This window comes from Vibrio sp. E14 (assembly GCF_020515785.1).
GTDB classification, from domain to species: Bacteria; Pseudomonadota; Gammaproteobacteria; order Enterobacterales; family Vibrionaceae; genus Vibrio; species Vibrio diabolicus.
On the sequence record NZ_JAHPJI010000017.1, the window covers coordinates 17,530 to 30,753 of the forward strand.

The following is a 13,224-nucleotide window of genomic DNA, read 5'->3' on the forward strand; positions in this document are numbered from 1 at the left end:
TCTGTCGTCTGTTACTGCGGAAGAAGGCGAACAAAATCCCCTTCCTCAACCAAAAGTGCATCCGCAACGTCTGGTGCGATCATGACGCTTTGTGTTTCAGCGTCATACGCCGCTTTGGTGACTGCTGCGCGGAAGTTTTCGAACGATGAGTTGCACATCAAGAAGTCTTGCGTACTGCTATGTTGTGCGATTTTCACTTGCGCACGGAACGAGTGACGTACCGATTCAATATTGCGTAAGTCACATTCAACGGTTGGACCCGCATCGAAAATATCCACGTAGCCACGGTTAGTGAAGCCTTCACGCTCAAGCAGCTTTAATGCTGGGCGAGTATTGTCATGTACTTGACCAATCACGGCTTGCGCTTCTGGACTCAACAGGTTGATGTAAATAGGCAGCTTCGGCATTAAGTCAGCAATAAAGCCTTTCTTGCCGATACCTGTGAGGTAATCCGCAAGCGTGAAATCGATGGAGAAGAAATGCTCTTGTAACCATTGCCAGAACGGCGAGTTGCCTGCGTCGTCTGAAACACCACGCATCTCCGCAAAGATCGTTTCAGAGAAACGCTCTGGGTGCTCAGCCATCATGAGGAAACGACACTTCGACATTAGACGACCATTCAGACCTTGGCGGAATTTCTCACGCAAGAACAAGGTACAAATTTCGCTGTTACCCGTGTAGTTATTACCAAAAGTAAGCAGTTTGACGACATTATTGACGCCAAGCTTTGGTGACGAGTGCACCACTTTACTAATGTGATACGAGTAAAATGGGACATCCCAGCCGATAGATGCTTCGATTCCGGTGGTACCCGCAACCTCACCCGTTTCAGAGTCAAAGCCGACCATCAGGTAGCCTTCATCACCTGGTTCTGCCACATCTGGCTTACCAAAGCTGTACTCTGAGTGTTTGATTCGATTGGTTAACAGTTCTTCGTTAACCGGTAGAGATGTAAATCCGTGACCAGACTCCACCGCACAAGTGTGCAGCGCGTCATAATCCGACATCGCGATAGGGCGAACTACTAGCATCAATACTCCCTCCAGATGCAAGAAGATCCTAACTATATTGTAGGAACAATTCCCCCATCAGAGATCCTTGACGGGGGTGTCTGCGTTGACGTTGAAACTGATATCGCGCTTAAACTAAAGCCGCGATCGCTTTATCCAGTTTCGCCAAGCCTTCTTCAATTTCTTGTTGTGTAATAACGAGTGATGGTGTGAAACGTACGACATTGGCACCCGCAACCAATACCATGAGACCTTGTTTGCCTGCAGCGACGAGAACATCACGTGCGCGGCCTTGCCATTCTTCATTTAGTGCAGCGCCAAGCAATAGGCCTTGACCACGCACTTCTGAGAAGATGTTGTACTTAGCATTGATCTTCTCTAGACCTTCGCGGAACATCGCTTCGCGTTCTAGCACACCAGCCAACACTTCAGGCTTAGTAACTTCTTTCACAACTGCTTCTGCTACAGCACACGCGAGTGGGTTACCGCCGTATGTTGAACCGTGCGTACCGACTTTCATGTGCTCTGCTAATTTTGCAGTAGTAAGCATTGCACCGATTGGGAAGCCGCCACCGAGTGATTTCGCGGTGCTTAGAATATCAGGTGTAATACCTAAACCTTGGTAAGCGTAGAAGTTACCTGTACGACCATTACCGGTTTGCACTTCATCGAAGATCAGTAGCGCGTTGTGTTTGTCACACAGCTCACGTACTGCTTGAGCAAACTCAGGCGTTGGTGGCACGATACCGCCTTCACCTTGTAGCGGCTCCATCATCACCGCACATGTGCGATCAGACATGTGTGCCTGTAGTGCTTCGATATCATTGTAAGGTAAGTGGGTAACGTCACCAGGCTTAGGACCAAAACCGTCAGAGTAAGCCGCTTGACCACCAACCGTTACGGTGAAGAACGTACGACCGTGGAAACCTTGTTTGAATGCGATGATTTCTGATTTCTCAGCACCATGTACGTCAGCAGCGTAACGACGTGCCAGCTTAAGTGCCGCTTCGTTCGCTTCTGCGCCAGAGTTAGCAAAGAATACGCGCTCAGCAAAGCTCACTTCTGTTAGCTTTTTCGCCAGACGAAGTGCTGGTTCGTTCGTCATCACGTTACTTAAGTGCCAAAGCTTGTTAGCTTGCTCTGTTAATGCGTTTACCATTACTGGATGACAATGGCCAAGACAGCTCACTGCAATACCACCAGCAAAGTCGATATATTCATTACCTTCCTGATCCCAAACACGTGAACCTTCACCTTTAACAGGGATCATTTCCATCGGGTTATAGCAAGGTACCATTACCTCATCGAATAAACCGCGCTCTACTTTAATTTCCGTTGTCATTGCACATTCCTTCTTGATACCGCATGCATAGCAGATAAGCGAATTTAACCGGCTCTCTTTGCCAGCAAATAATGTTTTGCATTTAAGCTATTGCGGCATTGTATTTACATTTAATTAACCATTTCAATAGTGATTTATTCTTTTCGTTCTCGAAAGCAACTTCCATTAATCACTGCTTGTGACTATTTATGCATCAAGAAAGTAAAATAGAGAAGCGATTTTTTATAAATGTTATGTAATACAGGGGATAGAAGGTTTAAAAAGACATGAATAGACAAAGAGGCAAGAATGAACCGCATAGTTTTGCAATCCACTCACCTCGGCAAAAAGATGAATGATTTGTTAAGAAAAGTGATCGCGATCAGATCGCTTTACGTGCTAAAAAGTTCGCGAGCAACTCGTGACCTTGCTCTGTTTTGATCGATTCTGGGTGAAACTGCACTGCGTCAATTGGCAGAGCTTTATGTTGGTAACCCATGATTTCGTCCATACTTCCATCCGGCAGCTCAGTCCATGCGGTCAGTTCAAACACATCGGGTAACGTACCGTTTTTCACCACGAGAGAGTGATAACGGGTTACGGTGAGTGGGTTATTCAGGTTTTTAAACACACTGCGACCATTGTGACGAATAGGTGACGTTTTCCCATGCATCACTTGTCGGGCGCGCACGACTTCCCCACCAAACACTTGCGCTATCGCTTGATGACCAAGGCAAACACCCAATATTGGAAGCTTACCAGCGAAGTATTCTATAGCTTGTAGAGAGATACCTGCCTCGTTTGGCGTACACGGTCCAGGTGAGATCACCAAGTGAGTTGGGTTCAACGCTTCAATCCCTTGAATGTCGATTTCATCGTTACGCACGACTTTTACACTAGCGCCAAGCTCGCAAAAGTATTGGTAGAGGTTGTAAGTGAAAGAATCGTAGTTATCGATGATCAACAACATAGAGTGTCAGCTGCTCCAATCCGTTTAGGCAAGACTTAAGAGATGATTGTCTGGTTTGCGACAATTAAGGGCGGTATTTTGCAACACCAAACTAGAAAGGCAAGTCTTTGTGCAATAAAAAGGCCAGCATCGGCTGGCCTTTGGTCTTTACAGCTGTATTTTAGGAGACAAAGGCTTAGTTGCGGCGACGTAGTAAGCCAAGTCCAAGCATCGCGAGTAGCGCGCCAAAACCAAACGAACCACCATCTGAATCCTTCGAACCTTCTGCACCCGTTTCGGTTTGCGTCATTGAAACATCACGAACAGAGCTAAACTTGACGACGTTGCCTGTCGAGTCTGTCACTTTCTCTTCTAACTGGTAATTACCTTGTTCTGGCGCTTGTTCAAACTCAATATTCACGCTGCGTGCGTCAATGTCAGTTTGAGTCAAGGTTTGGCTAGCCGAGTAAACTTTTGCATCACTGCTTGTCGCGGCCGCTTGTGTGGATGCTGTTAAGTTCACTGTCACAATATCGCCCGCAACCGCAGTTGGTGGTAGACGTACATCAATAGCTAAGTTTTCACCCGCTTTCGGTAAATCGATATCATCATCTGGCAAATCAATAGCAATAATCACTGGATCATGATCAGACGCTGAGAACGCATCTTTGTACTTCGGCATGTCACCCGTGTATTTGCTGCTGTATTCAAACAAGTTACTTTCTAGGGAGTTGATGTGCCAATCTTCAATCGCCACCACCTTTTGCGCTAAACTGCTGCTTGCCAATGCATGGTCCAAGTTCCCCAACTCACCTGAATAGGTGTACGAGAACGTATCAGCGCCATGCAGCAAGGTGTTTAAATTGTGCAGACCGTAGCCTTTTTCAATCTTGGTTTTCTCTACTTGAAGCTCACCGCCACCAATGGTTGTGTAAGCGGCAGTGTAGATATCACGGCCGTATTTCTCTTGTGAGTAATCAGTGAGGGTAAGTAACGGATCTTCTTTGCCGTAAGCGTTCAAATCGCCCATGACGAGCACATCGCCATCAATATCTTTCAGCGCTTCACCAACGACTTTCGCTGCAGAGACACGGAAGTTGTTGCAGTTACCTTGCAGATCCGCGGGTTCTGAGTCTTCTACACCAGCAATCCACTCTTCAATACATTCAGAGCCTTTCGATTTAAAGTGGTTCACGACCACTGAAAGATCTTCGCCAGTCTCTTTCACTGTAAAGGTCTGTAATAAGCTATGGCGTTGGTACTTGTCGTAAGCAGGGTTACTTTCTGTGCCCTCTTTACGAGTAATGGTGTTCTCAGCAATGTGTTGCTCTGGCGTCACAATGACTTTTGCTGCTTCTTTTGGTGTTACTGCGTTAGCACGATATAAGATCGCAACCATGATCGCATCACTGCCAAAGTATTCCTCTTGGTATTTGTCTTGCTCTTCGATTTCGACATACGTGTAATGATCTTCCACGTCATCAATCTCAGCGTTTAAAGCATCAACCAAGTTTTGGATAGCACTACCATCACCAAAGCCGTTGTTTTCTACTTCCATCAAGCCAATGATGTCCGCGTCCATCTTATTCATTGCTGAAACGATTTTCGCTTGCTGGATCAAGAACTCATCAAGGTTTGTCGCGCCACGATTTTGCCCGGTTGGGTTGTCGTGACCGCTGTCAGCAACCGAAGTGAAGTAGTTAAGAACGTTAAAGCTCGCCACTCGTAAATCAGAATCTGCAATGGCTGGCGCCGCTTTACGCGCAACGTCAAAGTCATCACCTGACGTGACAAAGTTGCTGCTATCAACTTCATTGGTCGCAATTAGGCGGTACTCGTTGTAGCTGTAATTCACTACACCTTGCAGGCCTTCGACACGAGAGCCTAGGCGAATGTGCTGCTCAGAAGAGCCATTTTGGTCAAGATCTTGTGCAAACGTTGGGAAATATGGGATTTGACCATTTGGCGCTTTGCTATCCGATTCCAAGTAAATACGGTTGGCCGCATTCTCTTTGGCAAGGGCAACCGCAGCGTCACTCTCCGCTGCATGCAATTGAGTCGGCTTAAACAACGGTGCTTCATGAGACAACATCATGTTGTTGCGTCGAGAGTCATAATCGTAAGAAAAGTTACGAGTAACGAAAAGTTCGCTAGCCGAGCTGAGCTCAACTTGCATACCTTCATGACGCTCTAGTGCATCACGTAGTGTTTCCCCTTCCTTAATCGTTAACGGAGTAACCAAAGAGGCGTTTGATGTGCCTGTTTTTACATAACTGTTTGCATCAGAAGAAAGCTGAGTGTTGCTGTAGTACTCTTGTACTTTCCCTTTCACACAAACAACATCACCAGCTTTCAGTTCTGTATCGGCAACATCGGTGTGAATAAACAAACCTTCAGATGTCTTGTCGTTGCCATCATTCTCAAGTGCTTGCAGGTAGAAGCCTTTAGTTAAGCCTGTTGTTACCGCACTGACCACACCAGTTACGAAGTGATCTTCGGTCGTGATGTAAGGGTAGCCATCAATAAATGGAGAAGAAGCACCTTCACCTTGAATCTCTTGGATGGTGGTAAAGGCTGGTTCTTGTCCATCTACTTCACAAGCAAATGGCGCAGGTGGCTCAGTTGTATTTAATTCCCCTAAACCATCAATATTATCTTTAGGTAAGGCTGTCCACTGAGTGGATTGGTAGGTAGTGGAAGGTGTAAGCGCATCACTGTTACGAACTAACGTGGTGTCTTTAGCGAAATCCACGTCCCCCATCACACCTAATATATCGTGCACTTCCCCATCTTTAAGAAGTGCCAACGGATCGTCGCCGTTAAAGTTCGCTACATTTTTATCAGTGTAATCCGCAACCGCCTTTATTGCTTCGCTCGCATCGCCATGAGCAAGCACATACACTTGCTTCGCTTGTAACGTTACGTCACTAAGATCAAGAGTGCTGCCCCACGAGCCGCCACCATTCGAAGATTTTGCTAATTCATAGCCTGTGAGTGTCACCGCAGTATCACCTGTATTGGCGATCTCGACCGCTTTATTATAAGCGCCGCCTTCCACATACTGGGAAATAATAATCTCTGCGTTCGCGTTTGCGCTAAGTGCACTGGCGATGGTTAGTGCGAGTATTGAGGGTTTGATTAACGTGTCCATTGTCATACCTGATATTTATGTAAATGCAAACTTAGCTCTGATCAGAGCCTACCATTTGCGTCTACTATCAGGTTTATTTATGAAATAAATAAGAATGAGCAATTAAAGCCGTGAAATGAATCACATGTGAATGTAAGAAAATATGCCAGAACATCCCATTCAAACATTTTTTGTAATAAATACAGAACGCTATTGATAAACAAATCAAAATTTAGATTAATTACTCAGTTTATTTTTTCACTTCATGTTAGGGAGTAGAAAATACATCGCTCGTGAAGTGGCTTATTAACCAAGCTCACTTTGTTATAAATGAAAATATAATTAATCACTAATTTAGAAAGCTTTGATTTTCATTTTTATAGCCATGTCTAAACTTAAGTCACCTATTATTCGCTCGGCTTTTTCTTACGAATGACCCTCATACTTCAAAATTTTCCTCATTTGCTCAATAACTTCTCCTTATTCACTAGCCAAATTCATACACAAAAGATATAAAACCTGCGCGAGACATTAAGATCTCATTAGCTGTAAACCCAGGAACGATAAATGAAAAAAATTCAACGCAGTGCGCTAGCTCTCTCCTTACTTGGCTTGATAACGGGATGTCAATTGACCGCCAGTGAGCCACTTCAACCTACTGCGAATCAAAACATCATCGAATCAGCCAAAAATGAGCTGGATGGAATTGAAGAGTTAGAGGTCAGTGACGAGGGGGTTATTACTTTTACCCAGCGTCTAAGAACACCAGGAACCTACTGGATCCCAGCAAGAATTAAAGAACTTAGCTACGATATATCATGCGTGCAGCTCAGTTACTTCATTGATAGAGGCATGGTGGTGAAGTCCGCCTTTTTAGGTGCTCGAGGACGTGTTGAATATTACGATATGGACGTTGCATGAAAGACACGCCATTCCAGTAAAAAGCATAAAAAAAGCTCCACTAACGTGGAGCTTTTTGTAATTTATTCTTAGCAACTATGGGCGAGCGACAAAGCCTACCGCTTTGTATGCTTTCTTCAGCGTTTCAGCGGCGCGAGCCGAGGCTTTTTCAGCACCTTGCTGCATTACCTCATCCATGTAAGCACGATCAGCGCGAATACGATGGTATTCTGCTTGAATTGGCTCCAGCATTGCTACAACCGCCTCACCAACATCTTTCTTAAATGGACCATACATTTCTACGCCTTTGTACTTGGCTTCGATCTCTTCAAAGCTCATGCCTGTCGCCGCAGAGTAAAGTCCCATTAGGTTCGCGATACCCGCTTTGTTCTCGATATCATGTCGAATGCTTGGTGGGGTTTCGGTGTCTGTTTGCGCCTTGTTGATCTTCTTGATGATCGACTTTGGCTCTTCAAGCAGAGTAATCACGTTCTTACGGTTGTCATCTGACTTCGACATTTTCTTCGTCGCGTCTTGAAGACTCATCACACGTGCATTGACTGTTGGAATGTACGGCTCAGGAACGGTAAAAATCGGACTCTCTGGTGAGTAGATGTTGTTAAAACGCGTTGCGATATCACGCGCTAACTCAAGGTGCTGTTTCTGGTCGCTACCAACTGGTACTTGGTGTGCGCCGTAAAGCAAAATATCTGCTGCCATCAACACAGGGTAATCAAACAGACCCACGTTTACGTCATTCGCGTAACGTGCCGATTTGTCTTTAAACTGAGTCATACGGCTCAGCTCACCCATTTGCGTGTAACAGTTAAGAAGCCAACCAAGTTGAGCATGCTCTGGTACGTGTGACTGAACAAATAGCGTGCTCTTCTTCGGATCAACACCAACTGCCAGACAAATTGCCAGTGCGTCTAATGTCGCTTCATGCAGTGCTTTAGGATCCTGACGAACCGTAATCGCATGAAGGTCTACTACACAGTATTGGCAATCATAATCGTCTTGCATCTGCTGCCATTGACGTAGAGCACCCAAGTAGTTACCGATACTTAGTTCACCTGACGGTTGAACACCACTCAATACAATGGGTTTGCTCATTAGAATGATTCCTTTGACTTCTTAATCTAATTAAAATGAAAAACCGTGCGGCTTTTAGCGCACGGTTTACTCAGTGTACTCATTAACAAGTATTTTGGAAGATCTTTTGTTGCCGTTATGCAGAAACAGCGACGACTTCCAGTAATTCCGCGAGGCGGTTCGCCACTACGTCAGGGTTCGAAGCTGAAATGGGCTCGCCGTGGTTATAACCGTAAGTTAAACCAAATGAAGCGCAACCCGCATTTTTCGCCGCCAAGATATCGTTTTTCGAATCCCCAACCATCAGCATCTCTGCTGGTTTTACCTGGTGCTTTTCCATTAGCCAGTTCAGCGCCACCGGGTTTGGTTTTTTCTCTGGAAACGCGTCACCACCTAATACGTCTGCGAAGTACTTGGCGATGTCATGCTGCTCTAGAATTTCTGGTACGAATTTCGAGGGCTTGTTCGTCACAATCGCCATCGTAAAACCAGCTTGGTGTAGCTCTTCAAGCGTCTCTTTTACTGTTGGGTAAAGGTGACTTAGCTTATGGCCGCTTTGCTTGTAGTATTCATCAAACAGCTCACGCGCTTTAGCACGCAGCTCATCACTCAAATCACTGCTGATGGTCATGCTTTGGCTTAATGCACGTCCAATCAATATATCTGCACCATTACCGACGTAATCACGCACCTGCTCTTCTGATACAAAAGGATAGCCTAACGCCTGAACTGCTTGATCGGCCGCTACGGCAAGATCTGGCACGCTATCAAGCAGTGTTCCATCCAGATCAAAAGCAATCAATTTAATGTCTTGTTGGGTCATAAATTCCCTAGCTAAAATAACACAGGATGGTTCCCCATCCTGTGTGCTTAATCTTGATGTCACTCAGTGTCACACTCAGCGACGCTTAGTGTGCTCGCCTTATTTTTGGGCAGCCAAACGCTGACGAACCGCTTCAAACAAACAGATACCAGAAGCCACTGATACGTTCAAGCTTGATACACTGCCCGCCATAGGGATCTTAATTAAATCATCGCAGGTTTCGCGAGTAAGACGACGCATACCATCACCTTCAGCACCCATCACGATAGCAAGAGGACCAGTAAGCTTAGCTTGATAAATGTCGTGCGTAGCTTCACCAGCCGTACCCACAAACCAAATCCCTTTTTCCTGTAGCGTACGCATTGTACGTGCAAGGTTGGTTACACGAATCAAAGGTACAACCTCTGCAGCGCCACATGCTACTTTACTTACCGTTGCATTCATTGGTGCAGAACGATCTTTCGGTACGATGATCGCCGCAGCGCCTGCCGCATCTGCGTTACGCAAACACGCACCAAGGTTGTGCGGGTCCGTCACACCATCCAGCACTAACAGTAGCGGTGATTCATGCTGCGCTAAGATGTCATCAATGTCGTTCTCGTTCAGTTGTTTTGCTGGTTTTACGCGAGCAATGATGCCTTGGTGATTTGCACCACGCGCTTTATCATCTAGAGTTTTACGCGTCATTTGTTGAATAGAGACACCACAAACCTGAAGATCATTTAGGATTGGCATCAGGCGATCATCTTGACGACCTTTTAAAACGTATGCCTCGATAAAACGCTCTGGTTCGCGCTCCAATACCGCTTTCACTGCGTGAATGCCGTAGATAAATTCGTTACTCATTGTTTAACCTGTTGTTCGGGTCGTATTGCCTGCGCCAGCCGAGTTTGAACTGAGCTGGCGCTTCAGCCTACTACGCTTCTTTTTTAGTACGCTTGGTTTTCTTCGGCTTACTGTGTGGCTTTTTTTTACGTGCTTTTTTCACTTTAGGCTTCTTTTTGCCTTCGGCGTCATCACGTTTGGGGCCATTGCGCTTACTCACTGCGCCCGTTTCTTCTGGACGCTTAGTTGGCTCTATCGCAGGAACTGCGCGAGGCGCGCCACCTTCTTTCGATGAAGAGCGAGTCGCAGCGCGTTTTTTATCTTTCGCTTTGCGTTTTGCTTCCGCTGCGCGTTTCTTCGCAGTCTTACCTTCACCGCGTAGCTTACGACTTGTTTCGACCAATTCAAAGTCAATTTGCTTATCATCGAGGTTAACAGCCAGTACTTTTACTTTTACTGCATCACCTAAGCGATAGATGTTACCGAAACTTTCACCAATAAGTCGTTGACCAATCGGGTCAAATTGATAGTAGTCGTTCGCAAGGGTAGAAATATGCACCAAACCATCGATGTGCAAATCCGTTAAACGTACAAAGAAGCCAAAGCTAGTGACATTAGCAATCACGCCGTCTAGTTCGTCACCGACGTGGTCTTGCATGTATTCACACTTCAACCAATCCGCAACATCACGTGTTGCATCGTCCGCACGGCGCTCTGTCATCGAACATTGTTCACCGTAAAAGTCCATATCATCGAACGAGTAATGGTAGCCACCCGTTGGTGTCCAGCGATCTTGATTACGACCTTCTTCTTTCGCAATCAGATACTTGATTGCACGGTGAAGTAACAGGTCAGGGTAACGACGAATTGGCGACGTAAAGTGCGCATAGCGTTTCAGTGCCAATCCAAAGTGCCCCGCGTTATCTGCGTTGTATACCGCTTGCTTCATTGAGCGCAGCAGCATGGTTTGAATCAACTCTTGATCTTGACGCCCAGAGATTTGACGTGCGAGATCAGCATAGTCCGTTGGTGAAGGCTCTAGACCACCTTTTAGCTCAAGACCAAGTTCACTTAAGAAGTCACGGAAACCTTGCAGGCGTAATTCACCTGGAGATTCGTGGATACGATAGAGCGCAGGCTCTTTCGCTTTTTCTACCAGCGATGCCGAAGCAATGTTGGCTAAAATCATACATTCTTCGATGATCTTGTGCGCGTCATTACGAATTACTGGCTCAATGCTTTCGATTTTACGTTCCGCATTGAAGATAAATTTGGTTTCAACGGTTTCAAATTCGATTGCACCGCGTTGATCTCGTGCTTCTTTCAGCACTTTGTACATCTTATGCAGCTCTTCTAGATGAGAAACAAGCGGCTGGTAACGCTCACGTAGTTCCTCATCCCCTTCTAGAATCGCGCTCACTTTGCTATATGTGAGACGAGCGTGCGAGTTCATCACCGCCTCGTAGTGCTTGTAGCCCGATAGTTTACCCGTCTCAGAGATGGTCATTTCGCACACCATACACAAGCGATCAACTTGTGGGTTAAGTGAACACAAACCATTTGATAGCACTTCCGGTAGCATTGGCACTACTTGCGATGGGAAGTACACCGAGTTACCACGGTTGATGGCTTCTTTATCCAGCGCAGAGTCAGGGCGAACGTAGTAACTGACGTCAGCAATCGCTACCCATAAACGCCAACCACCTTCTTTGTTCTTCTCACAGTAAACAGCATCATCAAAGTCTCGTGCGTCTTCGCCGTCAATGGTCACAAGTGGTAACTCACGTAGATCCACACGACCAACTTTGGCTTCTTCTGGTACTTCTTCGCCTAAGTTTTCGATTTGTTTATCGACGGCCTCTGGCCACTCGTGAGGAATTTGGTGTGTACGAATCGCAATTTGCGTTTCCATACCTGGTGCCATATTTTCACCAAGTACTTCAACCACTTTACCCATCATGCCACGTGAGCGTGAGCCACGATCAGTAATTTCAATCACGACCACGTTACCCATGCGTGCACCCGCTTTGTGCTCATTTGGGATCAGAATATCTTGGCTGATACGCGAGTCATCAGGGACAACATAGGAATAACCATATTCGAGGAAGAAACGACCGACGATTTGATCATTACGCTCCTCTAACACTCGAACCAAGCGCCCTTCACGGCGACCGCGCTTGCTGTTGTCTGTAGGTTGCACTAAAACAAAGTCACCGTGGATGATGTTCTTCATTTGATGGTGCGGTAACAGAATATCATCATCCTTGCCGACGCTGCCTTCTGGACGCACCCAACCGTGGCCATCACGATGACCAATCACGTAACCTTTCACCATTTCAAGTTTTTCAGGCAATGCGTAGCACTGACGGCGGGTAAACACCAGTTGACCATCTCGCTCCATCGCACGTAGCCTACGACGCAACCCTTCGTATTGCTCTTCGCCCTCAAGCTTTAGTGCCTCAAACAAGTCGTTGCGATTCATTGGAACGCCCGCTTGCTCTAGAAACTCGATGATAAACTCTCGGCTTGGAATTGGATTTTCGTAATTTTTGGATTCACGATCTGCAAAAGGATCGTTTGGAATATTGTCTGACATAGGCACGCCTATCTAGCAAGGAAGGTATATGGCTAGTATATCTGAGTCTCTCGATAAGCTACAGAATTGCTTTGAAAAAAGAATGATCGAGATCGACTCTAGACGTGCAAATGAGTTAAGGACGAGCCAGTAAGATCAACAACTCAGAATTGTCGCTCAGCAAGGATTCGATCGTGCAATCATCCAGCTCCGCCAAAAAGGCACTTTTTGCTTTTGCCAATTTATCTTTGAGGCGACAGGCAGGGGTAATATGGCAAAAATCTACGCCGCAATTGACCAAATCTAACGGCTCTAAATCTCGCACGACACCACCTACTGTGATTTCAGAAGCAGGTTTCATCAGTCGAATACCACCGTTTTTTCCACGCACGGTGTGGACATAACCTAGTTGCCCTAAACGGTTGATAACTTTGACCATATGGTTACGTGACACACCAAATAAATCCGTCACTTCAGTGATATTAGTTAACTCATCTTCCGGCAACGAAGCCAAGAAAATTAAGGTTCTCAACGCATAATCAGTAAAGCTCGTTAACTGCATATTCTCTCCCAAAGTGCGACTCAATAACTCGCTGGTG

Annotated in this window: 10 protein-coding genes; 1 reads left to right on the plus strand and 9 read right to left on the minus strand. The window is 46.0% G+C overall.

Features of this window, described 5'->3' with window-relative positions; all coding sequences use genetic code 11:
• Nucleotides 1-11: 11 nt before the first annotated feature.
• From astA to LIX84_RS22360, 4 genes are all read right to left on the minus strand, one after another.
• Nucleotides 12-1,031 carry an arginine N-succinyltransferase gene (gene astA, locus LIX84_RS22345; protein ID WP_005397686.1) on the minus strand — a complete coding sequence of 340 codons (1,020 nt, stop codon included), beginning with the start codon at nt 1,029-1,031 and terminating at the stop codon, nt 12-14.
• Between the two features lie 109 nt (nt 1,032-1,140).
• Nucleotides 1,141-2,352 carry an aspartate aminotransferase family protein gene (locus tag LIX84_RS22350; protein WP_226422189.1) on the minus strand — a complete coding sequence of 404 codons (1,212 nt, stop codon included), beginning with the start codon at nt 2,350-2,352 and terminating at the stop codon, nt 1,141-1,143.
• A gap of 361 nt (nt 2,353-2,713) precedes the next feature.
• Nucleotides 2,714-3,301 (minus strand): aminodeoxychorismate/anthranilate synthase component II, encoded by a 588-nt coding sequence (locus tag LIX84_RS22355; protein WP_164667100.1) that lies wholly within the window; start codon nt 3,299-3,301, stop codon nt 2,714-2,716.
• Between the two features lie 175 nt (nt 3,302-3,476).
• Complete coding sequence (locus LIX84_RS22360; RefSeq protein WP_226422190.1) at nt 3,477-6,431, minus strand: ExeM/NucH family extracellular endonuclease; 2,955 nt, start codon at nt 6,429-6,431, stop codon at nt 3,477-3,479.
• Between the two features lie 546 nt (nt 6,432-6,977).
• Between LIX84_RS22360 and LIX84_RS22365 the strand changes: the two genes are divergently transcribed.
• A complete protein-coding gene (locus tag LIX84_RS22365) occupies nt 6,978-7,331 on the plus strand; it encodes a hypothetical protein (RefSeq protein ID WP_226422191.1) in 354 nt (117 codons plus the stop codon).
• 75 nt (nt 7,332-7,406) lie between these two features.
• Here LIX84_RS22365 and trpS read toward each other — a convergent pair whose 3' ends face one another.
• From trpS to nsrR, 5 genes are all read right to left on the minus strand, one after another.
• Nucleotides 7,407-8,423 (minus strand): tryptophan--tRNA ligase, encoded by a 1,017-nt coding sequence (gene trpS / locus LIX84_RS22370; protein WP_053807770.1) that lies wholly within the window; start codon nt 8,421-8,423, stop codon nt 7,407-7,409.
• 115 nt (nt 8,424-8,538) lie between these two features.
• Nucleotides 8,539-9,225, minus strand: coding sequence for a phosphoglycolate phosphatase (locus LIX84_RS22375; RefSeq protein ID WP_226422192.1), 687 nt, complete (start codon nt 9,223-9,225; stop codon nt 8,539-8,541).
• Between the two features lie 99 nt (nt 9,226-9,324).
• A complete protein-coding gene (rlmB, locus tag LIX84_RS22380) occupies nt 9,325-10,071 on the minus strand; it encodes a 23S rRNA (guanosine(2251)-2'-O)-methyltransferase RlmB (protein ID WP_005395369.1) in 747 nt (248 codons plus the stop codon).
• 70 nt (nt 10,072-10,141) lie between these two features.
• On the minus strand, nt 10,142-12,646 hold the full coding sequence (gene rnr, locus LIX84_RS22385; RefSeq protein ID WP_046874538.1) for a ribonuclease R: 2,505 nt from the start codon (nt 12,644-12,646) through the stop codon (nt 10,142-10,144).
• 115 nt (nt 12,647-12,761) lie between these two features.
• Nucleotides 12,762-13,187 (minus strand): nitric oxide-sensing transcriptional repressor NsrR, encoded by a 426-nt coding sequence (gene nsrR / locus LIX84_RS22390; protein WP_005387939.1) that lies wholly within the window; start codon nt 13,185-13,187, stop codon nt 12,762-12,764.
• Nucleotides 13,188-13,224: the final 37 nt, after the last annotated feature.